The sequence below is a fragment of the Microbacterium sp. MMO-35 genome, from assembly GCF_037147555.1.
Taxonomy (GTDB): domain Bacteria; phylum Actinomycetota; class Actinomycetes; order Actinomycetales; family Microbacteriaceae; genus Microbacterium.
Map to the genome: position 1 here is coordinate 128,536 of NZ_JBBCVH010000004.1, position 25,466 is coordinate 154,001.

The 25,466-nt window shown below is 71.2% G+C and carries 23 protein-coding genes; 13 read left to right on the forward strand and 10 right to left on the reverse strand.

What is annotated here, in order from left to right:
* Positions 1–115 precede the first annotated feature (115 nt).
* From WFJ01_RS10275 to WFJ01_RS10310, 8 genes are read left to right on the forward strand one after another with little or no spacing between them, the layout of a single operon-like run.
* Positions 116–793 carry a glycosyltransferase family 2 protein gene (locus WFJ01_RS10275; protein WP_251445054.1) on the forward strand — a complete coding sequence of 226 codons (678 nt, stop codon included), beginning with the start codon at positions 116–118 and terminating at the stop codon, positions 791–793.
* Between the two features lie 8 nt (positions 794–801).
* Positions 802–1,170: a DUF2304 domain-containing protein gene (locus tag WFJ01_RS10280; RefSeq protein WP_251445051.1), complete on the forward strand. Its 369-nt coding sequence runs from the start codon at positions 802–804 to the stop codon at positions 1,168–1,170.
* Positions 1,170–2,306, forward strand: coding sequence for a UDP-galactopyranose mutase (gene glf, locus WFJ01_RS10285; protein WP_295033428.1), 1,137 nt, complete (start codon positions 1,170–1,172; stop codon positions 2,304–2,306). Before WFJ01_RS10280 ends, glf begins: the two co-directional genes overlap by 1 nt.
* Entirely contained in the window at positions 2,303–4,345 is a 2,043-nt protein-coding gene (locus WFJ01_RS10290; protein ID WP_336628962.1) for an acyltransferase family protein, read from the forward strand. The genes glf and WFJ01_RS10290 overlap by 4 nt, the downstream gene beginning before the upstream one ends.
* Positions 4,342–5,289 (forward strand): acyltransferase family protein, encoded by a 948-nt coding sequence (locus WFJ01_RS10295; RefSeq protein WP_336628963.1) that lies wholly within the window; start codon positions 4,342–4,344, stop codon positions 5,287–5,289. The genes WFJ01_RS10290 and WFJ01_RS10295 overlap by 4 nt, the downstream gene beginning before the upstream one ends.
* Positions 5,192–6,397: an SGNH hydrolase domain-containing protein gene (locus WFJ01_RS10300; RefSeq protein WP_336628964.1), complete on the forward strand. Its 1,206-nt coding sequence runs from the start codon at positions 5,192–5,194 to the stop codon at positions 6,395–6,397. Before WFJ01_RS10295 ends, WFJ01_RS10300 begins: the two co-directional genes overlap by 98 nt.
* A gap of 29 nt (positions 6,398–6,426) precedes the next feature.
* The gene (locus WFJ01_RS10305; RefSeq protein ID WP_251445039.1) at positions 6,427–7,221 is read left to right on the forward strand and encodes an ABC transporter permease; all 795 of its coding nucleotides are present in this window, start codon (positions 6,427–6,429) and stop codon (positions 7,219–7,221) included.
* Entirely contained in the window at positions 7,221–7,961 is a 741-nt protein-coding gene (locus WFJ01_RS10310; RefSeq protein WP_251445036.1) for an ABC transporter ATP-binding protein, read from the forward strand. Before WFJ01_RS10305 ends, WFJ01_RS10310 begins: the two co-directional genes overlap by 1 nt.
* Positions 7,962–8,028: 67 nt before the next feature.
* On the opposite strand, the gene WFJ01_RS10315 is transcribed toward WFJ01_RS10310, so the two are convergent.
* The 4 genes from WFJ01_RS10315 to WFJ01_RS10330 all read right to left on the reverse strand — a co-directional run bounded on the left by WFJ01_RS10315 (position 8,029) and on the right by WFJ01_RS10330 (position 12,418).
* Positions 8,029–8,628, reverse strand: coding sequence for a hypothetical protein (locus WFJ01_RS10315; RefSeq protein WP_251445033.1), 600 nt, complete (start codon positions 8,626–8,628; stop codon positions 8,029–8,031).
* Positions 8,629–8,634: 6 nt separating this feature from the next.
* Entirely contained in the window at positions 8,635–9,609 is a 975-nt protein-coding gene (locus WFJ01_RS10320; RefSeq protein ID WP_251445029.1) for a glycosyltransferase family 2 protein, read from the reverse strand.
* Positions 9,610–9,719: 110 nt separating this feature from the next.
* The gene (locus WFJ01_RS10325; RefSeq protein ID WP_336628965.1) at positions 9,720–11,015 is read right to left on the reverse strand and encodes an O-antigen ligase family protein; all 1,296 of its coding nucleotides are present in this window, start codon (positions 11,013–11,015) and stop codon (positions 9,720–9,722) included.
* Positions 11,012–12,418, reverse strand: coding sequence for an O-antigen ligase family protein (locus WFJ01_RS10330; RefSeq protein ID WP_336628966.1), 1,407 nt, complete (start codon positions 12,416–12,418; stop codon positions 11,012–11,014). Before WFJ01_RS10330 ends, WFJ01_RS10325 begins: the two co-directional genes overlap by 4 nt.
* A gap of 230 nt (positions 12,419–12,648) precedes the next feature.
* On the opposite strand from WFJ01_RS10330, the gene WFJ01_RS10335 reads away from it, so the two are divergent.
* The 3 genes from WFJ01_RS10335 to WFJ01_RS10345 all read left to right on the forward strand — a co-directional run bounded on the left by WFJ01_RS10335 (position 12,649) and on the right by WFJ01_RS10345 (position 17,734).
* A complete protein-coding gene (locus WFJ01_RS10335) occupies positions 12,649–12,966 on the forward strand; it encodes a WhiB family transcriptional regulator (protein ID WP_251445020.1) in 318 nt (105 codons plus the stop codon).
* 161 nt (positions 12,967–13,127) lie between these two features.
* Complete coding sequence (locus WFJ01_RS10340; protein WP_336628967.1) at positions 13,128–16,340, forward strand: glycosyl transferase; 3,213 nt, start codon at positions 13,128–13,130, stop codon at positions 16,338–16,340.
* Positions 16,337–17,734: a DUF5719 family protein gene (locus WFJ01_RS10345; RefSeq protein WP_336628968.1), complete on the forward strand. Its 1,398-nt coding sequence runs from the start codon at positions 16,337–16,339 to the stop codon at positions 17,732–17,734. The genes WFJ01_RS10340 and WFJ01_RS10345 overlap by 4 nt, the downstream gene beginning before the upstream one ends.
* Before the next feature lie 48 nt (positions 17,735–17,782).
* Here WFJ01_RS10345 and WFJ01_RS10350 read toward each other — a convergent pair whose 3' ends face one another.
* Positions 17,783–18,229, reverse strand: coding sequence for a hypothetical protein (locus WFJ01_RS10350; RefSeq protein ID WP_285814262.1), 447 nt, complete (start codon positions 18,227–18,229; stop codon positions 17,783–17,785).
* Positions 18,230–18,278: 49 nt separating this feature from the next.
* Here WFJ01_RS10350 and WFJ01_RS10355 point away from each other — a divergent pair, with 49 nt between their 5' ends.
* The gene (locus tag WFJ01_RS10355) at positions 18,279–18,485 is read left to right on the forward strand and encodes a DUF3499 family protein (RefSeq protein ID WP_336628969.1); all 207 of its coding nucleotides are present in this window, start codon (positions 18,279–18,281) and stop codon (positions 18,483–18,485) included.
* A gap of 63 nt (positions 18,486–18,548) precedes the next feature.
* Here WFJ01_RS10355 and WFJ01_RS10360 read toward each other — a convergent pair whose 3' ends face one another.
* A complete protein-coding gene (locus WFJ01_RS10360) occupies positions 18,549–19,394 on the reverse strand; it encodes an RDD family protein (RefSeq protein WP_336628970.1) in 846 nt (281 codons plus the stop codon).
* 16 nt (positions 19,395–19,410) lie between these two features.
* Here WFJ01_RS10360 and WFJ01_RS10365 point away from each other — a divergent pair, with 16 nt between their 5' ends.
* Positions 19,411–20,403: a stage II sporulation protein M gene (locus WFJ01_RS10365; RefSeq protein ID WP_336628971.1), complete on the forward strand. Its 993-nt coding sequence runs from the start codon at positions 19,411–19,413 to the stop codon at positions 20,401–20,403.
* A 15-nt stretch (positions 20,404–20,418) separates the two neighbouring features.
* Here the strand turns inward: WFJ01_RS10365 and WFJ01_RS10370 are convergent, their stop codons facing one another.
* The 4 genes from WFJ01_RS10370 to WFJ01_RS10385 all read right to left on the reverse strand — a co-directional run bounded on the left by WFJ01_RS10370 (position 20,419) and on the right by WFJ01_RS10385 (position 25,466).
* Entirely contained in the window at positions 20,419–21,204 is a 786-nt protein-coding gene (locus WFJ01_RS10370; protein ID WP_336628972.1) for an aquaporin, read from the reverse strand.
* A 133-nt stretch (positions 21,205–21,337) separates the two neighbouring features.
* Positions 21,338–23,569, reverse strand: coding sequence for a catalase/peroxidase HPI (gene katG / locus WFJ01_RS10375; protein WP_336628973.1), 2,232 nt, complete (start codon positions 23,567–23,569; stop codon positions 21,338–21,340).
* Between the two features lie 92 nt (positions 23,570–23,661).
* Entirely contained in the window at positions 23,662–24,081 is a 420-nt protein-coding gene (locus WFJ01_RS10380; protein ID WP_292881260.1) for a Fur family transcriptional regulator, read from the reverse strand.
* 74 nt (positions 24,082–24,155) lie between these two features.
* On the reverse strand, positions 24,156–25,466 hold the full coding sequence (locus WFJ01_RS10385) for a DUF58 domain-containing protein (RefSeq protein ID WP_336628974.1): 1,311 nt from the start codon (positions 25,464–25,466) through the stop codon (positions 24,156–24,158).

Below are 25,466 nucleotides of genomic sequence, written 5' to 3' on the forward strand. Positions count from 1 at the left end.
AGGCGGTCGGCGGCGGGGGAGCGGCGGCCCGCGCCGACCGGCGGAGGTGTGTGCGGGCTGAGAAGCCGGCGAGAGCACGGCCGGTATGATCGATGGGATTCCGATGCGCACACATATGAACTCCCCCTACGCCGACACGTGGCTGATCGTCCCGCTGTACAACGAGGCGACGGTCGTGCAGGACGTCGTCCGCGAAGCCCGGCGCACCTTCCCGAACATCGTCTGCATCGACGACGGCAGCAGTGACGGCTCGGCCGAAGAGGCCCTGGCCGGAGGCGCGGTGGTGCTTCGTCACCCGATCAACCTCGGGCAGGGGGCCGCGCTGCAGACCGGGATCGAGTTCGCTCGCGCCCAGCCCGGGGCCGAGTACTTCGTCACCTTCGACTCGGACGGCCAGCACCAGGTCGACGACGTGGTCGCGATGGTGCAGCGCCTGCGCACCGAGCCCTACGACATCATCGTCGGCTCGCGCTTCCTGGACGGCCGTACCAACGCGAGCGCCCTGAAGAAGTTCGTCCTCCGGCTCGCCGTGCTCTTCGAGCGCATGAGCACGGGCGTCCGTCTCACGGATGCCCACAACGGGCTCCGGGCGTTCAACCGCGTGGCGGCGGGCAAACTGCGGATCCGCCAGAACCGGATGGCGCACGCCAGCGAGATCGTCGCGCAGATCGGCGAGCACAAGCTCCGCTACGCCGAGCAGCCCGTGCACATCGTCTACACCGACTATTCACGGTCGAAGGGGCAGTCGCTCTGGAACTCCGTGAACATCCTCAGCGAACTCTTCATCAAGTAGGACCCCGCATGTTCGATCAGATCATCATCAAGGTCCTCCTCATCGGGGCCTTCGTCATCTTCGGCCTCATCCTGCTGCGGCCGGGCGGATCCGCGCGCAACCAGGCGATCCGCACCATCACCCTGCTGCTCCTGCTGGTGGCGGCGGTCTTCGCCGTGCTCTTCCCCGGCATCATCAACGACCTCGCGCTGAGCGTCGGCGTGGGGCGAGGCACCGATCTGCTGCTCTACGCCTTCATCGTCGTCTTCGTGGGCAACGCGCTCACGGCCGTGCGGCACCGGCGCGCGCAGGACGCGCAGATCACCCAGCTCGCGCGGCAGATCGCGCTGCGCTCGCCGGAACGCCCCCAGGATCCCACGCCGGACGGAGAGCTCTGATGGATCTCCTCATCGTCGGGTCGGGCTTCTTCGGCCTCACCATCGCGGAGCGCGCCGCCGCCGCGGGCCGCAAGGTCACCGTCGTCGATCGTCGTCACCACATCGGCGGCAACGCGTACAGCGAGGACGAGCCGCTCACCGGCATCGAGGTGCACCGATACGGGGCGCACCTGTTCCACACCTCCAATCCCACGGTGTGGGAGTACGTCAACCGGTTCACGACGTTCACGAACTACGTGCACCGCGTCTACTCGACGCACAAGGGCGAGGTCTATCCGCTGCCGATCAACCTCGGCACGATCAACCAGTTCTTCCGGGCGGCCTACACGCCCGACGAGGCGAGGGCACTCATCGCCGGGCAGGCGGGGGAGTTCGACGCGCACGAGGCGAAGAACCTGGAGGAGCGCGGGATCGCGCTGATCGGGCGACCGCTGTTCGAAGCGTTCATCCGCGACTACACGGCGAAGCAGTGGCAGACCGATGCGCGGGAGCTGCCGGCGTCGATCATCAGCAGACTGCCGGTGCGCTACAACTACGACAACCGCTACTTCAACGACACGTGGGAGGGGCTGCCCACGGACGGCTACACCGCATGGCTCGAGCGGATGGCCGACCACCCGAACATCGAGGTCGCGCTGAACGTCGACTTCTTCGACGAGTCGCAGCCGCTGAACAAGAAGGCGACGGTTGGGCAGTTGCCGATCGTGTACACCGGGCCGGTGGATCGCTACTTCGACTACGCCGAGGGAGAGCTGGGCTGGCGCACGATCGACCTCGAGCAGGAGGTCCTGGACGTCGGCGACTTCCAGGGCACGAGCGTGATGAACTATCCGGACGCGGAGGTGCCGTACACGCGCATCCACGAGTTCCGCCACTTCCACCCCGAGCGCGCCGATCGATATCCGACGGACAAGACCGTGATCATGCGGGAGTTCTCCCGATTCGCCGAGCGCGGTGACGAGCCGTACTATCCGGTGAACACGTCGACGGACCGCGAGGGGCTCCTCGCATACCGCGAGCTCGGCAAGGGCGAGCGCGACGTGCACTTCGGCGGACGTCTGGGCACCTATCAGTACCTCGACATGCACATGGCCATCGGATCCGCCCTGTCGATGTGGAACAACCAGCTGGCATGACGGTCCACCGGGAGACCCGGCGCGCGAGCAGGGCCCGGGCCGGATCGGGCGCGCCCTCGTACCGCCAGGACATCGAAGGGCTGCGCGCGGTCGCGATCCTCCTCGTCGTGGTCTATCACGTGTGGATCGGCCGCGTGTCCGGCGGCGTCGACGTGTTCCTGATGATCTCGGCGTTCTTCCTCACCGGCTCGTTCCTGCGGCGGATGCGGGCCGGCGCGCCCCTCGCGGTCGGCGGCTTCCTGCTCGGCCGCTTCCGCCGTCTCATGCCCGCCTCGTCCGTGGTGCTCGCCGCGACCCTGCTGGCCTCCTGGCTGCTGCTCTCGCAGACGAGCTGGCCGCAGCTGTGGCGTCAAGGCTGGGCGAGCCTCGGGTACGTGCAGAACTGGGTGCTCGGCGCAGAAGGGGTCGACTACTACGCCCGCGGCAGCACGCTGCTCTCTCCGCTGCAGCACTACTGGTCGCTCTCGATCCAGGGGCAGGCGTTCGTGCTCTGGTCCCTGCTGTTCCTGCTCGGTGCCCTCATCGCCCGGCGGACCGGGCGGCCCGGGGCTGTGATGGCCGTCCTGTTCGGTCTGGTGTTCGTCGCCTCCCTCGCCTTCTCCGTGGTGGAGACGAGCGCGCAGCAGAGCTTCGCCTACTTCGACACGCGTGCCCGGCTGTGGGAGTTCGCGGCGGGCTCGCTCCTCGCGATCGCGCTACCGCAGCTGAGGCTGGGGCGAGTGCTGCGCGCGGTCCTGGGGTGGACCGGCCTGGTCGCGATCGTCGTGTGCGGGATGGTGCTCGACGTGCGCGGCGGGTTCCCCGGCTACCTCGCGCTGTGGCCCATTCTCGGAGCCGTCCTCGTCATCGTGGGCGGAACCCGGCCCCCCGGCGACTCGGGGGAGCAGCGCGATCTCGGCGCCGGGGCGTTCCTGACCCTGCGGCCGGTGCGCGCTCTCGGACGCGATGCCTATGCGCTGTACCTCGTGCACTGGCCGCTGCTCACGCTGTGGCTCGCCGTGCGCAAGGAGCCCAGGCCGTCGCTGCTCGAGGGGCTGATCATCGTCGTGGCCTCGCTGCTGCTCGCGCGCCTGGTCACGATCTGCGTGGAACGCCCGTTGCGCCTGCGCTCCGGCAGCAACGGCGGGCCCTGGCGGAACGCGGCCGTGATCGCCGGCTGCGTGGCTCTGGTCGCGGCCGTCCTCGTCCCCTGGCAGTGGGGCGCGACGAGCACGGCAGTCGCGCAGCAGCGGGCGCACAAGAACGTCTATCTCGGGGCGATGGGTGCTCCGGGAACACCGCCGAAGAGCGACCCCGTGCCGGTGATCCCCGGCGTGAACACCCCGGAGCCGGAGAAGTGGACGTGGCTGGACGGGCCCTGCACCGGCCGGTTCGCCTCCTCCGTCGACGTCGTCCAGGAGAGCTGTCGCCAGACCTCCGATGCTGCGACGGCGGAACACGTGGTCGTGGTCATGGGCAATTCGCACGCCCAGCAGCTGGGAACGGCGGTCGACGCCGTCGCCAAGAAGCGGGGATGGGGCGTGGTCCTGGTCTACCGGGACTGGTGCCTGCTCGACGAGAACGAGCCGGGGACCGATACCCGCTGCGACGAGTGGCAGGGCGCCGCCCGCGACCACGTGGTGGAGATCCATCCCGACGCGGTCTTCCTGCTCGCGACGGCCGCGAGCCCGGACAGCCCCGACGAGCAGGTGGCGACGGGACTGGATGTGGTGCTCGACACCTTCGATGCGGCGGGCATCCCCGTCGTCGGCGTCCGGGACAGCCCGCGGTCGGCCGTGACCAACTTCTTCACGTGTGCGGTGGACCGCCTGCCCTGCGATCGCCCGGTGGCAGACGTCCTCGCCGCGGAGAACCCCGCCCTGCCGTATGCGGATCGGATGAGGCTCGTGGACTTCACGCCCTGGATCTGTCCGGACGGGACCTGTTACATGGTGATCGGGCACATCGCCGTCTATCTCGACATGAATCATCTCAGCGCGCAGTTCCTGGCGACTCTCGGGCCTGCGCTCGACGAGCAGTTGAAGGACTTCCTCCCATGACCATCGACACGACGACACGGCGTTCGCTGAAGACGTCGGAGACCCGCGGCGCCTACCGCCGCGACATCGACGGCCTCCGCGCCGTGGCGATCCTCTTGGTCGTGATCTATCACGTGTGGATCGGGCGGGTGTCCGGCGGTGTCGACATCTTCCTGATGATCTCGGCGTTCTTCCTCACGGGATCGTTCCTCCGCAGGATGCAGGCCGACCGGCCCATCGAAGCCGGCCGCTTCCTGATCAGCCGGTTCCGCCGTCTGATGCCTGCCGCGGCGGTCGTCCTCGCCGCGACCCTCGGCGTCTGCTGGGTCATGATGCCCGAGACGATGTGGCCTCAGCTCTGGAAGGAGGGGTGGGCCTCCCTCGGCTATGTGCAGAACTGGGTGCTCGCCTTCGACGGAGTCGACTACTACGCGCACGACGCGGCCCTCGCGTCCCCGCTGCAGCACTTCTGGTCGCTCTCGGTGCAGGGTCAGGTCTTCGTGCTGTGGGCCCTCCTCTTCCTGCTCGGCGCTCTCCTCGTCCGCTGGACCCGCCGGTCGCCGGCGACCGTCATGAGCGTGCTCTTCGGAGTCGTGTTCGCGGGTTCCCTGGCCTTCTCCGTCTACGAGACGGAGACGGTCCAGACGTTCGCGTACTTCGACACGTCGGCCCGGCTCTGGGAGTTCGCGGCCGGCTCGCTGCTGGCGATCGCGCTGCCGCATCTGCGCGTGCCACGGGTGCTCCGCGCCGTGCTGGGCTGGCTCGGTCTGATCGGGATCGTCGTCTGCGGAATGGTCATCGACGTGCAGGGGGGGGTTCCCGGGCTATCTCGCGCTCTGGCCGATCGTCTCGGCAGCGCTCGTCATCGTGGCCGGGACCAGGCCGCGCGGCGAGCATCCCGAGCTCCGCAGCTTCGGCCCGGACCGTCTGCTGGCGACCCGCCCGGTCCTCGCACTCGGCCGTGACGCCTACGCGCTCTACCTGGTGCACTGGCCGGTGCTCATCCTGTGGCTCACCTGGCGCGACGAGACCCGTACGTCGATCCCGGGGGGCCTCCTGGTGATCGTGGTCTCGCTCGTGCTCGCGCGCCTGGTGACGCTCTTCGTGGAGCGCCCGCTGCGGCTGCCGGCGGGGGAGCGGGGAACCGTCCTGCGCAATCTCGGCGTGATCGGCCTCTGCATCGCCCTGGTCGCGGCCGTGCTGCTCCCGTGGCAGATCGGGACCAACGTGCGCAATGCAGAGCTGCAGCGGCAGTACGCGAAGACCTACACGGGAGCCATGGGAGGCGACACCGCCAAGGAGGACGGGCAGATCCCGCTCGTCCCGGCGCCCGGGGCCGGCGACCGGGAACGCTGGTCGCGCTTGGACGGATCCTGCACCGGAAGGTTCGCTTCGAAGGCGGCCACCGTGCAGGAGAGCTGCTCCCAGACCGAGAACGCCGCGAATGCGGAGCACCTGGTCGTCGTGATCGGCGACTCCCACGCGAACCAGTTCTCCGGTGCCCTGCGTCCTGTGGCGGACGAGCGCGGCTGGGGCGTCGTGATGCTCATGAGGCCCTGGTGCTCGCTGGAATCGCACGAGGAGGGAACGGAGCTGGCCGACTACTGCGATGCCTGGCAGCGCGAGGCGGTCAAGAAGGTGCTCTCCCTCAAGCCGGACGCGGTGTTCACGATCGTGACGGCGGCATCACCCGACTCCGCCGACGAGCGTCTCATCGACGGCGCCGAGGAGACGGTCGACGCCTTCACCTCCGCGGGGATCAAGGTCTTCGGTGTGCGGGACAACCCCCGATCCGCGGTCTCGAACTACTACGAGTGCGCGATCTCGCACGAGCCGTGCGACTTCCCGGTCGAGAACGCGCTCGCCGCGGACAACCCGGCCCTTGCCCTCGGCGACCGGATCACCCCGATCGACTTCACGCCCTGGATCTGCCCGAACGGGCTCTGCCTGACGGAGATGGGGCACGTGGCGGTCTATCTCGACACCAACCATCTCAGCTTCCCGTTCGTGAAGTCGCTCGCTCCCGCGCTGAGCAGGCAGCTCGGCGACTACCTGACCGCCTCGCACAGGTGAGCAAGGCCCTGCCGCCTAGACTCGGAACCGTGAGTCACACGACGGTCGCCGCCCCCGGCACGCCTCGGCGCTATCTGCATTCGCTGTGGCTGCTGTCGGCCCGGGACCTCCGCGTGCGCTACGCGACGAGCATCCTCGGCTACCTGTGGTCGGTGCTCGACCCGCTGGTGATGAGCGCGATCTACTGGTTCGTGTTCACGCAGGTCTTCCACCGCGGCGCGGTGGGCGAGCAGCCCTACATCGTCTTCCTCATCACGGCCCTGCTGCCGTGGGTGTGGTTCAACACCTCGGTGGGGGAGTTCACGCGCGCCTTCAAGAAGGACGCCCGGCTGATCCGGTCCACGGCCATCCCGCGGTCGATCTGGATCCTGCGGGTGATCCTCACCAAGGGCCTGGAGTTCGTGTTCGCGATCCCCGTCCTGGTGCTGTTCGCGCTGTTCGCCGGCGCGAAGGCGAACTGGTCGCTGCTGCTCTTCCCCGTGGCGATGATCTGGCAGACGCTCCTGCTGGTCGGGCTCGGCCTGCTCGTGGCCCCGCTCTGCGTGCTCTGGGCCGATCTGGAGCGGACGACGGCGCTCATCCTGCGCGCGCTGTTCTACGTCTCGCCGATCATCTACGGCTTCAAGGACCTTCCGGGGCCGCTGCACTTCATCGGGGCCCTGAACCCGCTCTCCGGCATCTTCACCCTGTACCGCGTCGGGCTGTTCCCGGGGCAGTGGCACACCGAGCCCGTGCTCGTGGGTGCGATCGTGACGCTCGTCTTCCTGGGGCTCGGCCTGTTCACCTTCCGCTCGCTCGAGCGCGACGTCCTGAAGGAGCTGTGATGGGCGAGCGGGAGCCGGCGATCGACGTCGAGGGGCTCGGAGTGCGGTTCCGGCTGGGCCGCCGTGGTCGACGCAGCTTCAAGGATCTCTTCGCCGGAGCGAAACGGCGCAACCGGCCCGGGGAGTTCTGGGCGCTGCGCGAGGTGTCGTTCACCGTGCACCAGGGCGAGGCGATCGGCGTCGTCGGCCGCAACGGCCAAGGCAAGTCGACGCTGCTCAAGCTCGTGGCGGGCGTGCTGCTGCCCGACGAGGGCCGCGTGCGGGTGAACGGCGGCGTCGCGCCGCTCATCGAGCTGACCGGCGGGTTCGTGGGAGACCTGACCGTGCGCGAGAACGTGCGGCTCACCGCGGGGCTGCACGGGATGAGCCGGGCCGAGGTGGCGGCGCGCTACGACGAGATGATCGCGTTCGCGGAGCTCGCGAAGTTCCAGGACACCCCGTACAAGCACCTCTCGAACGGGATGAAGGTGCGTCTCGCGTTCTCCGTGGTCTCCCTGCTCGACGAGCCGATCCTGCTCGTCGACGAGGTGCTGGCCGTGGGCGACAAGGCGTTCCGGGACAAGTGCTACCGGCGCATCGACGAACTGCTCGCCGAGGGGCGCACTCTCTTCTTCGTGTCGCACAACGAGAAGGACCTGCGTCGGTTCTGCACCCGGGGCCTCTACCTCGACAAGGGAGGGCTCGTGCTGGACGGCCCGATCGGCGAGGTGCTCGACCGCTACAACGCCGACAACTCCTGATCCGACGCCGACCGCACCTCAGCGGTGCGCTGACGGGGGCAGCCGCCGATCGAGGGATCGGGCTCGATCAGAGCCCGACGAGCGCCCGCAGCTGTCCGAGCGCCGCCCGGGCGTCGGCGAGAGCCGCGGATGCGTCGGATCCTCCGGAGAACGCCGCGCGCAGAGCCTGCAGCTTCGCGGAGTAGGACGTGACGCCGTCGCTCCACGCCGCGGAGATCGAGGACGGAGCGGGCTGGCTCGCCAGGTTCTGCGCATCGTTCTGCAGCGAGTCCACGATCTGCACCGCGGCGTCGCCGCTCTGGTTCTGAGCCAGGTCCAGACCGGTCGACGCGTCGTCCAGGCGAGGCTGCACCACGCCGCGGAACTGAGCGACCGAGGGGTCGGGGACCGGGGGCGGCGACGTGACCGGCGCGGTCGGCAGGTCGGTCGGGACCGTGGTGGGCGTGGACGTGGGGGAGACCGTCGGCTTCGGGGTGCTCGTCGCCGACGTCGTGGGGCTCGGCGTCGGCGTAGGAGCGCCGTCGCCGTGCGGGATCAGGAACAGCACCACGACGCCCGCGGCGACCAGCGCCGCCACGACGAGTCCGACGACGAGCGCGATCCGCCCACCGCGGTTCTTCGGCTCCTCGGGGAAGACCCAGACGGCTTCGGGCTTCTGCTCGCTCATCTGTCCTCAGTCCTCCAGTGCGGGCATGGGGCGCCAGCTGCGGTCGCGTCCGATCTTCCCGCCGTCGCGGAGCCCTCGGAACAGGTTGCTCGTGCCGCGCACGGTGCGCTCGACGAAGAACAGCCGGATGAGCTCCTTGGCGAACGTCATCGTGGTGCCGAGGCCGAACAGCACCGGGTTGTAGACCTCGTGGCGGCGGTAGTACTGCTTCAGGTAGGCGCGGTTGCGCATGATGTAGTAGCGGTACGCGTTGCTGGACGCGTTCATGTGGCGGATGCCCATGTCCCACTGCTTGATCTCGCGGGTGCGACGCAGCACGAACTCGTCCACGATCACGGCCTGCGTCTTGCGCGATGCGAGCCAGCCGTACATCTGGTCGTCCCAGTAGATGAAGAAGCGCGGATCGGGGAGGCCGATCTCCTTGACGATCGAGCGGTGGATGAACATCCCCTCGAAGCAGCCGCTGTTCATCGGCTTGAAGCCGGTCGCGTCGAAGCCGGCGGGCGCGAACGGGATCGGGATCGCCATGCGCTCCGCGATCCGGTACTGCCAGTAGAAGGCGCTGCCGTCGTAGTCGTAGCGCCGCCCTTGGATGCTCTTGAAGCGCGGAGCCCAGGCGCCCATCCGAGCGAGGCCGTCGGGCAGCACCTCGACGTCGTCGTCCATCATCCAGATCCATTCGGATCCGAGCTCGTACGCGGTGCGCATGCCCTCGCTGAACCCGCCGGATCCGCCGGTGTTGGTCTCGAGGCGCCGGTACACGATCTCGGTGCCGAGCCGCGGGCGGAAGGAGTCGACGACGTCTGTGGTGTCATCCGAGGAGGCGTTGTCGATGATGACGACGCGTCCCGGCTTCGGGTCCATCCGCACGATGCTGTCCAGCAGCCCCGTCAGCAGATGCGAGCGGTTGTAGGTGACGACGACGATCGTCGCGGTGGCCGGATCGAAGCCGGCGGCGGCGTTCTGCGGGTCAGGGGTCACGGATGTCGCTCCAGAGAGGGGTGAGGGAGGCCTCCAGCCTACCGGGGGATGCCCGGGCGACCCTGCGAACGACTGCGCGTGCCGCGCACCGGCCGCCGCCGTGGCGCCCTCTAGCGATCCGGGAGCGGGGTGGAGCTCGTCTGGACCGCGTCGATGTTCTCGCGCCAGGATCGGGACTGACCGGCGCGCAGGGCGCACAGCACGAGCAGGAACCACCCGGGGCCGACCAGCGTGAAGCTCTCGAACACCGAGTCCATCGCCAGGGCCACCAGTACGAGAGGCGCCCAGGCGTAGACGACGGAGCGGCGCACGCTCGCGACCAGCCACGAGCGCACCAGGGCGATCCCGCCGAGCAGGCAGAACAGCAGCAGACCGCCGCCGCCCACCTGCAGCAGGGTGTCGAGGAACGCGTTCAGGGCGCTGCCGTGATGGTCGTTGGTGAAGTAGTTGATGCTGTTGAACGGATACAGATCATCGCTCCACAGCCCGAACCAGCCCCAGCCCTGAGCGGGGCGCTGCTGCGCATAGCCGAGAAGCGTCGTCCACAGTTCGACCCGGGTGTTGAAGTCGCTTCCGGCGTCGAGCAGGACGACGATGCGCTGCCGGAACACAGCCACGGCGATCAGGGCGGCCAGCACGACGCCGCCGATCGACCACTGCAGCGGCCGGCGCTTCGCCGGGGGCGCCTGGCGCACCATCACGAGCGCCACGGCCGCGATGCCCACCACCGCTGCGAGCACGAGCACGGTGGGAGAGGCGGAGAACAGGGCCAGCAATCCCGCCACGACCACGGACGGGACGGCCACGGAAGCCGAGAGCGACTGCGAACGCCACTCCACGACAAAGGTGATCACCGCGATCACGGCGATGAGGCCCAGCAGGTTGCGGGTTCCGAAGAGCCCCTGGATGGGGCCGCCCTGGGCCAGTTCGCCCTGGATGCCGAGGAACCGGAACGGCATGTCGAGGAGGATGCCGCTCATGACCTCGGCGATCAGCGACGCGGCGAGCAGGATCCGCAGCGCGTCGCCGAGCGCCCGCACGGTCTGCAGGGTGTCCCTGATGTGGCCGACGACGATGGCGATCACCGCGTAGCCGGCCAGCGCGGCCCACGCCTTGAGCGTCGCCGCCGACGCCGTGGACCATACCGCGCTGGCGAGCGTCCAGGCGAGGAACGCGAGGAGCGTCGACGGCGCGATGCGCAGCGGGCTGAGCTCGTCGCGGCGCACCCAGAGGATCCCGACGCCGATCACGCAGAGCACGGCGATGATCGTGTTCCGGGTGGCGGAGGAGGTGAACGCGCCGATCACGAAGGAGCCGAACACGGCCAGCAGGGCGCAGGTCGTGTAGGCGCGGGCCATCTCGACGGAGGCGAGCAGCCTCGCCAGGCGTCGCCGCGGAGTGGTCATGCGGTCTGCCGGCGCGACTGCGGAGGCGCGCCCTCTCCCGGACCGGATCCCACGAACGGCGAGATCTTCAGCTTGAAGGACAGCAGGATCACGAGCAGCCAGCCCCACAGCATGATCGGCGTCGACTCGGCGAGTCCGAGCACGAGCAGCATCGCCACGAGGACGGTCGGCAGCAGGGAGAGCGCCGCATAGGGGCGATCCTTGACGAGGTCCCAGCGCGGGCGGTCGATCGCGAAGAACCAGGCCCGCCAGGCGAAGGCGAAGAACACGACGGCGATCAGCACGACGCCGAGGGCCCCCAGCTGCAGGAACACGTCGAGCCACATGTTGTGCGCCATGAACACGGTGATGCGGTGATCGATGATCCAGTCGTGGAAGGCCGGATCCCACGGCACCCACGGCGAGGAGAACCCGTTTCCGAACACGGGACGCTGCACGGCGCGCTCCCACACCTTGCGCCAGATCTCCACGCGACCGGTGAGGTCGGACGACTTGCCGAGCGCCCCGAACAGCGCATCGCGCGCGAACCACGCGGCCGCCCCGCCGGCGACGGCGAGTCCGGCGAACAGCGCGTACATCCGGCTGCGGGCCCCCGGCGTCCTGGTTCGGCGCATGAGCAGGGCGGCGCCGAGCACCAGTGCCCCGACGCCCAGGGACGCGAACGCCGTGGCGGATCCGGCGCGCAGGAAGAGGAAGGCCGCGACGACGAACCAGACGAGCAGCGCCGGCCGGCGCCGCGCGCCCTGCGCGTACAGCAGGCCGAAGACCACCAGGGCGAAGGCGCACAGGATCCCGAGGGTGTTCGAGTTGCCGACGATGCCCTGCAGCCGGCCGCCGTCGAAGAGGTCGCCGCGCACCCAGTACCAGTGCGGATCCGGCTTGCCCGCGGGAAGGTCGGAGAAGAACGGGAGCAGCGGGTGCCGCAGCACGAGCGCGACCCAGAGCTCGAGCAGCAGCGACAGCCCGATCACCCATTTGAGGGCACTGGAGAGCGCTCGCGCGATCTCATGCCAGCTCAGGGTGAACGCGATGAACAGTGCGACCACCGTGATCGAGGCCTGAAGCGTCCAGGTGAGCAGGGTCGCCCAGGGCCAGCCCGACCAGAGCACCGACAGCAGGGCGAACACGAGATAGCCGAGCGCGGCCCACGGCATCCGGCGCCAGGGGAAGCGTGCGGGGCGCGCCAGCGCGATCCTCGGCACGGCCAGCCCGAGCGTGCCCAGGAGCAGTACGCCCAGGACGACGGCGGCTCCATCGACGCCGAGCAGGTTGAACACGGCCGTGTGCGCGAACACGCAGAACACCAGCAGCACGATGTGCGCGCGCAGCAGGAGGTGCCCCGTGGACTCGCGCGCCGGAGCTGTCGGCGGAGGTGCCGTGGAGAGTCGGGAGTGCTGCGCCATCGTGGTTCAGAGTATCGCGCGCACCGCATCGGGACCCGATCCGGAGCCGGAGGGCCGGCGTTGCGCGGCTATCCGACACGCCGATGCGACACGCCGAGCGCGCCGAAGAACGTTCAACGGGTGATTGAGGGTTTACGATCCGCGACTTGACCCACGCGAATGACACGGGTGTAATTAGTAGTGCAACGCGGCCCGCGGGGCACCCGGGGGGAAACGAGGGAGAGGGCGACATGACGGCTTACCGTTCAGACGTTCCCGACGACTGGTTCGTCGATCCGGTCCAGTTGGGGGTTCCGGGCGTCCGTCGTCCGACCGAGGGCGACGACAACACGCTGGCCTGGCAGAGCGAGGCGCTGTGCGCGCAGACGGATCCTGAGGCCTTCTTCCCGGAGAAGGGCGGGTCCACCCGCGACGCCAAGCGGATCTGCACCTCCTGCGACGTCCGTGGCGAGTGCCTGGAGTACGCCCTGAGCAACGACGAGCGATTCGGCATCTGGGGCGGTCTGTCCGAGCGCGAGCGCCGCAAGCTCAAGCGCCGCGCCGTCTGAGGCACTCGGTCGACGATCACGCGTCGACGGCCCCGGCCATCGCCGAGCAGGCCCGCCGCCGGTGAACCCGGCCTCCTCTCCCCATGCATTCACCGGGAAAACGGTGACGCGCCCAGCCGGTAGCCGATCCGTCCGGTCCTCCCGCTTAGGCTGACCCCGTCATGTCTGCCCGAGTACACGCCGTCCTCGTCGCCCGTTCGGGGTCGACCTCCCTGGCGCGCCTGCTGCGCGCCCTCGATGCGCTCGCCGCGCAGACCCGCCAGCCGGATGCGCTGACGATCGTCGCCTGCGGTTCCTCCACGGCGCTGCGCGGCAGCGCCCGCGTCGCGCAGGCTGCAGAGGCCGTCATCGAGACGAGGGCCTCCACCACGCTCGCCGCGGCCGTGGCGCTGGCGCTCCCTCGTGTGGCGGATGACGCCGCGCTCTGGATCCTCACCGAGGACTGCGCGCCCGCCCCCGCGGCACTGGAGCAGCTCGCCGGAGCGCTGGAGCGCTCGCCCGCCGCATCGATCGCGGCGCCCAAGCTGCTCAGCGACGTGGACGAGCATCGCATCGCCTCGTTCGGACAGAGCATGACCCGCCTCGGTCGCGCGGTCGATCCTGCGCGGGGCGAGCTCGACCAGGGCCAGCTCGACGGCCAGGACGACACGCTCGGAGCGGATGTGCGAGGCCTGCTGGTGCGCGCCGGTCGGGGGCTCCGGCCCGATCCCGGCCTGGGCGGTCGCGACGAAGGGCTCGACCTCGGCATCCGCGCCCGCCTGGCCGGCGGGCGCATCGTCCTGGCTGCGGGCGCGCGCATCGCGGTCGACGACGCCGGCGGCGAGGGGACCGCGTCGGACGCGTTCGCCCGACGGCGTGCGCAGCTGCACCGGCGGCTGAGCTACGCCCCCGCGGTCGCCGTGCCGCTGCACTGGCTCTCGCTGCTGCCGCTCGCGCTCTGGCGTTCGATCACCCACCTCACCGGCAAGCGTCCCGCAGCGGTGCTGCCGGAATGGGGGGCAGCCGGCGTGGCGATGGTCTCGGGCTCGGTGGTGGCGCGTTCCCGGCGGGCGATCCGCGCGAGCCGCAGCGCGAGCTGGGCGAGCATCGCACCGCTGCGCACGACACGGGCGCAGCTGCGCGAGCGCCTCGACGACGGCCACGGCACGGACGCCGGCGTGCACGAGGAGCTGGGCTTCTTCTCCGGGGGCGGAGCGTGGGCGGTGCTGGCCGCTCTGGTGGCCGGGGTGGCGCTGTTCGTCTCGCTCCTTGCATGGCCCGCCCTGGGCGGCGGTGCGCTGCTGCCGATGCGGCAGACCGTCGCGGCGCTGTGGCGCGACGCCGCCTACGGACAGCGCGGTTTCGGGGTCGACGTGGTCGGCCCCGCGGATCCGTTCTCCGGCGTGCTCGCCGTGCTCGGCTCGCTCTGGCCGGGTGCGCCCTCGTATGCGCTCGTGCTGCTCTGGGTCGCCGCACTTCCGCTCGCGATGCTCGGCGGCTGGTTCGCCGCGACGCGCATCACCGATCGTGCGGGGCTGCGGATCCTCGCCGGAGCGGTGTGGGCGCTGGCGCCAACGTTCCTCATCGCGCTGTCCGAGGGGCGTCCCGCCGCCGTGCTGCTGCACCTGCTGCTGCCCTGGGTGTTCCACACCGCGCTGGCGGCGCACCGCTCCTGGGGTGCGGCGGGGGCCGCATCGCTGGTGACCGCCGCGAGCCTCGCCTGCTCTCCCTCGCTCGCTCCCGCGTTCGTGCTGCTGTGGCTGATCGGGATCGTATGGCTGCTCGCCCGGCGGTCCGTGCGCGGAGCGGTCCGCATGGTGTGGATCCTCGTCCCCGCCGTCGTGGTGTTCGCACCCCTCGCCATCTGGCAGGCGACGCGCGGCTCGCTGTGGGCGCTGCTGTCCGACCCCGGTGCGATCGTCGCGGCGCCGCAGGCGGCGGCGGATCCGGCCGGGCGGCTGGCGCTCCTCGGCGGGCTGCCGACGATGGACGAGGCCGGCTGGCCCGCGCTGCTGCATGTGCAGGGCGGCGCCCCCTGGGTCCTCTGGCTCGCGGCGCCGCTCGGCCTGCTCGCACTGGTCTCGACGATCACCCGGCGCTGGAGCGTCGGGGTCGGCTCCCTGCTCGTCGCGGCCTCGGGGCTCGCGACGGCCTTCGGCGTGGTCGGCATCGCGGTCGCGTTCGCACAGTCCCAGACCGTGCCGATCTGGCCCGGATCCGCCCTCAGCCTCGCCTGGATCGGCGCGCTCGGCGGCGCGCTCGTCACGCTGGACTGCGCCATCACCCGCCCGCTGTGGCGCGGCCTCGCCGTCGCCGTGACGGTCGCCGGGATCGTGGTGTGCGCCGTGCCGACCGGGGTCGCGCTGGTCACGGGTCAGGCGGCGATCCACCGCGGCGAGCTGACCACCCTGCCCGCTTATGTGAACGCGCAGGCGCGCGCCGATCGGGAGCTGGGCACCCTGGTGCTCACCGCTCAGCCCGGCGGCGAGCTCGCCACCACCGTCGTCTGGGGCGAGAGCGCGACGCTCGGAGCCCAGGCCACCATGATCACCACGGCGGACACCCCGCAGGGCGCCGACCTCACCGAGCTTTCGGTCGATCTGGTGTCGGCGCGGCAGTTCGACGCCCCGAAGGCGCTCGGAGCTCTCGGAGTGCGCTTCGTGCTCCTGGAGCCGGCCCAGGGGAAGGAGACCTCGGCGGCGCGCTCGCTGCGGCTGCAGTCGGCGACGGCCCTGGATCAGCGTGCCGGGTTCGTCCGCGTGGGGGAGACCCCCCGCGGAGTGCTCTGGCGCATGGAGGCGGAGCCGGCGGCGCGGCCCGGGCCGAGCGTCGGTCAGCGCGCCACGGCGCAACTGGTGGTCACGGTGGAGCTCATCGTGCTGCTCGCGGCCCTGCTGCTCTCGATCCCGACCCGGGCCTCGCGCCGCGCCGCGCGCGCGGTTCCGCGCGCGGTGGGCGTGCTCCCGGAGCGCGCGCCGCGCCCCGTCAAGCCCGAACGCGAACGGAAGGCGCGCCCGTCCCGGAAGGCCAAGGCCGCGGCTCCGTCGCTCGTGATCCCGGTGTCCGCGCTGGAGACCTCGACCGCTGCGACTCCGGAGACGGCCTCCGCGCCGGAGACGGAGCCGGCCGCCGCCCCTGCACCGGAGACCGCGGCCGATCCCGCGTCCGAGGCGACGAGCGCCGCGAACGAAGCGGAGGCGCAGGTCCCGGAGCACCCGACGGCAGACGCCGCGGAGGCGCAGTTCCCGGAAGATCCGACGGCGGACGCCTCGGAGACGCAGCCGAGTGCCCCCGCCGCCGACGCGGATGGTGACTCCGCAGCGCCGACGGAGCACGAGAGCGCCGCGCCCCTCGAACAGGAATCCGCGCCCGCGAAGGAGGCCGAGGAACGATGAGCAGCAAGACGTCCACGCGAGTCGTCGCCACCGGCGCCCGCCTGATCGCCGGTGTGGCGGTCTCCGCCGCGTGCGTCGCCGGCGCGGCCTTCGCGGTTCCGACGATCTGGCCGACCGTCGAGCGCATCCCCGCGCACGCGACGATCACTCCGGTCGCCGGCGACACGCTGCTCAGCTGCACCGGATCCTTCCTCGCGCTGGGCCGCGACGCGACCCAGGCGTCGCAGTTGAGCGTCGCGGCGACACCGCGGCTCGTCAGCGGCACCGCGGGCTCCGCGCTCACGACGATGCAGCTCGGCATGCCCGAGGTGCTGAACGGCGGCTCCGCCCCGGGGTTCAGCGCGCCGCCGGACGGCCGCAAGCCCGCCCTGGCCGCGGCGGCCCAGTCGCTGACCGTGAGCGCCGATGACCTCTCGGGGTTCGCCGCCTCCGCGTGCCGCCCGCCGAGCATGGAGTCGTGGATCGTCGGCGGAGCCGGCACGACCGGCTCGAGCGACATCCTCATGATCGCGAACCCGGGCACCGTGACGGCGAACGTGGTCTTCACCGAGTACGGGTCCCAAGGCGGCACGCATTCCTCCGAGCTCGTGGTGGCGCCGGGAACGCAGGCGACCGTGCCGCTGGTCGCCGGATCGGCGGGCGAGAGCAGCCCCGTCGTGAAGGTGACCTCGAGCGGTGCGGCGGTGCGCGCGGCCCTGCAGTCGAGCCTGATCCGCACGCTGGATCCGGTCGGCATCGATGTGCAGGACGCGATCGCCCAGCCGCTCCCGGAGTTCTCGCTCCTGGGCGTGCGCGCCGTCGTCGGATCCGATGACGACGACAACGCGTCCACGGCCGTGCGCCTGCTCGCCCCGGATGCCGACGCCACCGTGACCCTGCAGCCGCGCAGCGCCGCGGACGGATCCAAGGTGGGGGAGCCGAAGACGGTGAAGCTCACAGCGGGCCAGGTGGGATCCGTGAACTTCTCGGCGCTGAAGCCCGGGCTGTACGCGATCGACGTCAAGGCGACCTCGCCGGTCGTCGCGGCGGCGTGGCAGAGCACGGGCTTCGTCAAGGGCTCGGACTTCGCTTGGATGACGCCGGCCCCGGTGATCACCGGGGAGACGGCGTTCGCGGTGGCCGACGGCCCCTCGCCGCAGCTGCACCTGCAGAACGCGTCCGATCAGCCGGCGACCGTCGAGGTCGCGCCCATCGACGGCGGTGCACCGCAGCGCGTCGCGCTGAAGGCGGGCGGTGCGGCCACGGTGTCGCTCGGCGCCTCGGCGGTGTATACGCTGTCGTCTCCGACGGCCGTGCGCGCGGCGGTCGTCTACTCGGGGATCGGGCTGCTCGCGGGATACCCGGTGTGGGCGTCCGACGCCGCGGCGGCGCCGATCACCGTGTATCAGCGGTAGGCGTCGCGGGGGCGGGAGACCGGAGAACCGGAATCCGGGAATGCGCCGTCACTCGTCCGCGTCGAAGCCGCGCTGGTCCATCTCCCAGGGCTCGCGGCCGATGTACTGGGCCGCGGCGCGGAAGACCGCGCCCTCGATCGCGAGGCGGCGGTGGGCAGCGTCGTCGTGGCCGGGTTCGAGCAGCCGCTCGATGGGTACGCGGAAGAGCACGATGCGCTGCGCCGCGGTGTCGACCAGCCAGCGCGGGAGGCCGTCGGGGTCGGAGTGCGCGGGCATCGCGGCGATCTCGATGCGCACCGGGCGCAGATCGGGCCACATCGAACGCAGCAGCTCCACGGCCGAGCCGACGTGCAGGTCGAAGGTGTCGAGGCGTCCGTCCAGGGGCGGCAGGGGCGGGCGCACCACGGAGCTGCGTCCGAGGCGGCCGTGCCTGCCGTGCCGGTCGCCGCGACGCGGGACGGCCGCGGTGCGGCGGGATCCACGGAGACGGCGCATGCGGCAAGTCTAAGCGGCGCAGGGGAGCCCCACGGCTACTCTGAAGGGGATGTACGGACGACTCTGCTCCAAGGTGGGCTGCGCACGCGAGGCCGTGGCGACCCTCACCTACGACTACGGCGACCAGATGGCGGCCGTCGGCCCGCTCGGCGTCGAGAACGACCCGCACGCGCACGACCTGTGCGCGGTCCATGCCGAACGTCTCTCGGTCCCGTCCGGATGGATCGTCGTGCGTCACGAGACGCTACAGGCCTGACGCGCCGGTCCAGGGCGCGGGACGCGGAGATCCCGGAACGGAGGATCCGGCTCCTGGATCGGTTCAGACGCCGACGCGCACTCCGCTGAGCTTCTGCACGCGCTCGTCGGCGATCCGCAGGGCGCGGGTCTCGCGGTCTCGGCGCAGCGCGGTGGCGGCGATGAGGACGATCTCGGGCGGTGCGGCGGGGATCGGGGAGATGTAGGCCGATGCCTCGGTCAGCAGCTCGTGCGCGATCCTGGCGCGTGCGGCGGGCAGCAGCTGCGGTGCGCTGTCGAGGAACTGCGAGATGCGCCGGGCGAGCCGATCGGGCATCCGGGCGACATCGGCGATCGCCGCCCAGGCTTCGAGCCCGGCGGGCATGAGGATCGGCCGCGGGGCGAGTCTCGGGGTGCGCACCTTCTGGCTGTAGGTGCCGGCGACGAGGTCGCCGAGGCGCTGGGACCGCGCCGTGAACGCCGCGGTGAGGAACGCCACGGCTCCGAAGGTCAGATAGAGCTCGAAGACGCCGAGGAGCGCCCGGATGAGCGCGTGCCGGAATCCGGCGGCGCCCCCGTCCACGCGCACGATCCGGCCGCCGACCGCGAGCCGGCCGAGGCTGCGCCCGTGACTGAGGGTCTCGACGGCGCACGGCACGATGACGAACGCGGTGACCAGTGCCAGCACGCCCAGGATCCGGTCAAGGGCGGGATCTGCGAGCGCGGCGAGCAGCCAGAACCGCACGACGATGTAGCCGATGTAGATCGCCCAGCACAGCGCGCCGTCGATCAGCGCGCCCAGGGCCCGGAAGAAGAGCCCGACCGGCTGCACCTCGATCGCGACGGCCTCGCCGGACAGCACCTCGTCATCGTGGTCGATGGCCGCAGAATGCGCGTTCGTCACCGGGTTCGGGGCGCTGGCATCCGACATGAGTACAGTAAAGCAGGTGGACGCCGACGCACTCGCCGATGCCAGGAGCCGAGAGTGGGCGCGCCTGGACGAGCTCAGCCGGCAGCGCCTCGACGGTGCGGGCGTCGACGAGCTGATCACGCGCTACCGCGCGGCCTCCGCGGATCTCGCCGACCTGCGCAGCTCGGTCGGGTCCTCCCCGCAGAGCGCGCACGTCTCCACGATCCTCGCCCGTGCGCGGCTGCGGCTCACCGGGCAGAGCGACAACGTGCTGCGCCAGACCGGGCGCTTCTTCACCCGGCAGCTCCCCGCGGCCCTGTACGGCCTGCGGTGGACCACCCTGGTCATCGCGCTCGCCAGCCTCGCCGTGATCGTCGGCGTGGCGATCTGGATCGGCTCGGATCCGGCGCTCATCGCAGCGCTCGGATCCCAGGCCGACCTGCAGTACTACACGGAGCACGCGTTCACCGACTACTACACGGAGAACCCGGCGGCGGAGTTCGCCGGCATGGTGTGGACGAAAAACGCGTGGATCGCCGCGCAGTGCGTCCTTCTGGGGATCACCGGCATCTGGCCGATCATGGTGGTCATGCAGAACGCAGTGAACGTCGGCCTCGCCGTCGGGATCATGTTCGCCTACGGTCGCGGCGACGTCGTGGTGCTCTACCTGCTGCCGCACGGCATGCTCGAGCTGACCTGCATCTTCGTCGCGGCCGCCGGCGGTCTGCACATCTTCTGGGCCTGGATGGTGCCGGGCGCGCGCAGCAGAGGCGCGGCGCTCGCGGCCGCCGGGCGCTCCCTGGCGACCGTCGCGATCGGTCTCGTCTTCGCGCTCGGCCTCTCAGGGCTCGTCGAAGGGTTCGTGACCGGCTGGGGCCTGCCCTGGCCCGTCAAGATCGGCATCGGCGCGCTCGCGCTGGCCGTGTTCCTCGCGTACATGCTCGTCGTCGGACGGCGTGCGCACCGCATGGTCGAGACCGGAGACCTCACCGAGTTCGAAGCCGGGACGCCGACGCTCGTCGCAGGCTGACTGGTTCCGCGCGTCTCAGCCCTGCGCGGCCGTCGCGCCTCGACCGTCGAACAGCGCGCGATAGGTGAAGCCGGCGATGAGGGCGCCGAGGACCGGGAAGACGAGGAAGACCCACAGCTGGGTGAGCGGTGCGACTCCGCCGTAGATCGCCGTGGACAGCGAACGTGCGGGGTTCAGCGAGGCGTTGTCGACGGGCAGGGTCGCGAGCACTCCGAGCGTGAGGGTCAGACCGATCGCGATACCGGCGAACGGCGTGCCGCGCAGCGGATGGGTGACTCCGAGGATCACGAACAGGAACAGCGCGGTGAACACCACTTCGACGATGATGGCCGCCCAGATTCCGAACCCTCCGGGGGAGAGCGCGCCCCAGCCGTTGCTCGCGAAACCCGCGTCCTGCGCGCGGGGCAGCCAGCCGTCCGGGCCGAACGTTCCGATCAGCGTCAACACGGTCGAGGCCACGACGCCGCCGACGCACTGCGCGACGATGTACGGGCCGGTGTCCTTCCAGGCGATCCGTCCCGCCGCCGCCGCGCCGAGGGTGACCGCGGGATTGAAGTGGCCGCCGGAGATGGGGCCGAAGGCATAGACGCCCACCAGCACAGACAGCCCGACCGCCAGGGCCACCGCCAGATAGACGGAGCCCTGCGCACCGGGATCGGTGAAGTGGCTCGACGCGAACAGCGCGGTGCCCATGGCCGCGACGACGAGCAGGAACGTGCCGAGCCCCTCGGCGACGAGGCGCGCGGCGAGGGGCGATGCCGGGGCGGGGAGCTCCGGCGCGTCGATGGGGGAGGAGGACATGGGGCTCCTTGCTCTCGGGCGCCGTGCGGGCGCCGCTGTCCGTGAGCGAGACTACCCGCGATGCCCGGAACGGCGCGGCAACGCCGACGGCCCGCCCCGGGATCGGGACGGGCCGTCGGTCATGCGGATCCGCTCAGCGCACGTCGTAGCGGTCGAGCTCGGCGACCTTGACCCACGCCTTCACGAAGTCGTCCACGAACGTCGCGCTCGCGTCGTCGCTGGCGTACACCTCGGCGAGGGCCCGCAGCTCGGAGTTGGAGCCGAAGACGAGATCGGTGCGAGTTCCCACCCAGGTCTTCTCGCCGGTCGCGTCGTCGGTGGCCTGGAACGCGTGGGATCCGGGATCCAGGGGCTTCCACGTCGTGTTCAGATCCAGCACGTTCACGAAGAAGTCGTTCGTGAGCACGCCCGGCGTGCGGGTGAAGGCGCCGTAGGCGGATCCGTCCCAGTTCGCGCCCAGCACGCGCAGCCCGCCGACCAGCACCGTCATCTCGGGCGCGGACAGCGTCAGCAGTCCCGCCCGGTCGACGAGCAGGTGCTCCGCGGGGATGCCGCGCGCCACGTCGCTGACGTAGTTGCGGAAGCCGTCGGCCTGCGGGTTCAGGTATTGGAAGGACTCGACGTCGGTCTGCTCCTGAGTGGCGTCGGTGCGTCCCGGCGTGAACGGGATCTCGACGGCCCGCCCTCCGGCGGCCGCGGCCTGCTTCACGCCGACGTTGCCGGCGAGCACCACGAGGTCGGCGAACGACACCTGCGCGCCTCCGGCGGCGTTGAACGCCTCCTGCACGCCCTCGAGCGCGGCGATCACCCGGGCGAGCTCGGCGGGGCGGTTGACCTCCCAGCTGCGCTGCGGCTCGAGGCGGATCCGGCCGCCGTTCGCGCCGCCGCGCTTGTCGCTGCCGCGGAACGAGGCCGCCGCGGCCCACGCGGTCGACACGAGGTCGGACACGCTGAGCCCGGTCTCGGCGATGCGCCGTTCGAGCTCGGCGATCTCCGCGGCTCCGATGAGCGCGCCGGTGCGCGCGGGCAGCGGATCCTGCCAGAGCAGGTCCTCCGCCGGCACCTCGGCGCCGAGGTAGCGCGCCTTCGGCCCCAGGTCGCGGTGGGTGAGCTTGAACCAGGCGCGGCTGTAGGCGTCGGTGAACGCGGCCTGGTCGTCCTTGAAGCGCAGCGAGATCTCGCGGTAGATCGGATCCTCGCGCAGCGACAGGTCGGTGGTGAGCATGCGCGGCTCGCGACGCCCCTCGCCCTGCGCCTCGGGGACCATGTCGGAGCCGGCGCCGCCGACCGGCTTCCAGTGCTTGCCGCCGCCGGGGCCCGTCGTGAGCTCCCAGTCGTAGGCGAAGAGGATGTGGAAGAACTCGTTGTCCCAGCGGGTGGGGTGATAGGTCCAGGTGACCTCGAGACCGGATCCGATGGTGTCGTTGCCGTGACCGGCGCCGTGGCTGCTCTTCCAGCCGAGGCCCATCTGCTCCATCGGGGAGCCCTCGGGCGACTCGCCGACGTTGCCCGCCTCGGGGGCGGCGCCGTGCGTCTTGCCGAAGGTGTGCCCGCCGGCGATGAGGGCGACGGTCTCCTCGTCGTTCATCGCCATGCGGCCGAAGGTCTCCCGGATGTCCTTCGCGGCGAGAAGCGGATCCGGGTTGCCCTCCGGGCCCTCCGGGTTGACGTAGATGAGGCCCATCATGGTGGCCGCGAGCGGCTTCTCGAGCGAGCGCTCGCCGGCCTCGTCGGTCGAGATGCGGGCGCTCGAGTCGAGCCAGATCTTCTCGGACCCCCAGTACACGTCGTCGTCCGGCTCCCAGACGTCGGCGCGTCCGCCGGCGAAGCCGAAGGTGGGCATGCCCATCTGCTCATGCGCGACGTTGCCGGCGAGGATCATCAGGTCGCCCCAGCTGAGCGCCTTGCCGTAGGCCTTCTTGACGGGCCAGAGCAGACGTCGGGCCTTGTCCAGGCCCACGTTGTCCGGCCAGCTGTTCAGCGGGGCGAACCGCTGCTGCCCGGTGCCGCCGCCCCCGCGGCCGTCGAAGACCCGGTAGGTGCCGGCGGAGTGCCAGGCCATGCGGATCATGAGCGGACCGTAGTTGCCGAAGTCGGCGGGCCACCACGGCTGCGACTCGGTGAGCAGGGCGGCGATGTCGCGCTTCACGGCATCGAGGTCGAGTGCCTCGAAGGCGGCGCGGTAGTCGAAGTCCGCGCCGTGCGGGTCGCCCACGGCGGGGTTCTTCGCGAGCTGGCGGAGGTTCAGGCGCTCGGGCCACCAGTCCGTGTTCCCGGTGCGTCCGCCGGTGGGGCGCGAGGAGCGTCCGGCGTGGTCGATGGGGCATTCCGCGGTGTTCTCAGATGCAGTGCTGATCTCAGACATGGCAGATCCTTTCTCTTCTGGGGTCGGTCGATGGCGCGCCGAACACCGCTCCCAGGCGGTCGGATCCTCGGGGCGGTCGGCGCGGGTCGGGGTCAGGCGGGTGTGTGCACCTCGTCGCAGGCGGCGCAGATCGCCCGGTAGGTGACGGAGGCCTCGAGCAGGCGCATGCCGTGGTCCTCGGAGGGATGCAGGCAGGGAGAGGCGCCGACGGCACATGCGACGACCTCCAGCCGGCCGCAGCGCACGCACTGCATGTGATGGTGGTTGTCGTCGGGCTCGACCTCGAACAGTGCGCGATCGGCGTCGGGCAGGCTCACCCGGCGGATGATGCCCGCCGTGGCCAGGTCGCCGAGGATCGCGTGCACGGTCGGCAGCGCGATGCCGGAGCCTTCGACGGCCGTGTGGATCCGGTCCGCGGGGCTGTGCGGGGCGAGGGCCAGGGCCTGCAGCACCGCGATGCGCTGCACCGTGACGCGCAGTCCTGCCGCGCGGAGGATCGCCGAGGTGTCCATGAGGCCACTCTAGCTTTTTCTGAATGATTCAGGAAAACGTCGGCGGCTAGGCGTGTCGCATCCCTGCCGCGCGCTCAGAGCCGGCCGGCCGCTTTGAGCTCGAGGTAGCGATCCGCGATGCGCGGCGGGAGGTCGTCCGGGTCCGCGGCGAGCGGCTCGGCGCCCGCCCTCCGGATCGCGTCCGCGACGCGGGCCGCATCGGCCAGGGTGCGCTCGGCCGCCGCGGCGAGGTACACGTCCTCCCGGGAGTCGCGCGCGCGGGCGAGGGCGTCGATCGAGACGTCGGTGGCGGACCCGACCAGCACCGTGGTCGCGCGGGAGACGTTCGGGAACGCCCCGAGGAAGGAGCGTGCGCTCTCGACTGCATCCTGCGCGGTGAGCACGACGACGAGCGACGGGCGCGTGGTCACTGTGCGGATCGCGGCGAACGCGGAGCCCCAGTCGGTGTCGACGAGTCGCGCGTGCACCGGTGCCATCGCGTCCGAGAGCGCGGGCAGCAGAGCGGTGCCCTCGACGCCGCTGACCCGTCCGCGCACGGCGCGGTCGAACAGCAGCAGGTGCACGTGGTCGCCGGCGCGCTGCGCGAGCGCGGCCAGCAGCAGCGCGGACTCATAGGCGGCGTCGAGCCGCGTGCCGTCTCCGACACGGGCGGCCGAGGTGCGCCCGGTGTCGATGAGGATCACCACGTGCCGGTCGCGCTCCGGGCGCCAGGTGCGCAGCATGGTCGTGCCGGCGCGTGCCGTGGCACGCCAGTCGATCGAGCGCACGTCGTCGCCGCGCACGTACTCGCGCAGCGAGTCGAACTCGGTGCCCTGGCCGCGCACCTGCACGCTCGTGTTGCCGTCGAGCTCGCGCAGGCGCGCCAGCCGCGACGGCAGGTGGCGACGGGAGGTGAACGGGGGCAGGATCCGGATCGCCCCGCGCACGCGGTGGCGTCCCTGACGACCGGCGACGCCCAGCGGCCCGGTCGAGCGCACGGCGACGAACTCGCTGGACAGTTCGCCCCGGCGCCGGGGCAGCAGCGCGATGGGCAGCCGTCGCCGCTCGCCGGCGGGAAGATCCAGCCGAGCCCTTCCGTGCTCCGCGGCGTCGGCGGTCGGCTGCCAGCCGTCGCGGATCCGGCCGCGCAACCGGCGCGTGCCGAGGTTCTGCACGATCACGGTCGCCGTCACCGGCTCGAGCTGGCGGCCGCGGCTCGGCACCTCGCGGGTGATCCGCAGCGCGCCCACCGGCGCCGCCAGCAGCACGTCGACGCCGACGAGCGCCGCGCACAGCGCGAGCCAGCCGATCAGCACGAACCACGGCGGGACCCCGAGGGCGTCGAGCAGCACGAGCGGGACGACGCCGAGCGCGGCGGCGATCACGAGGCGGCCGGTGAGGAACAT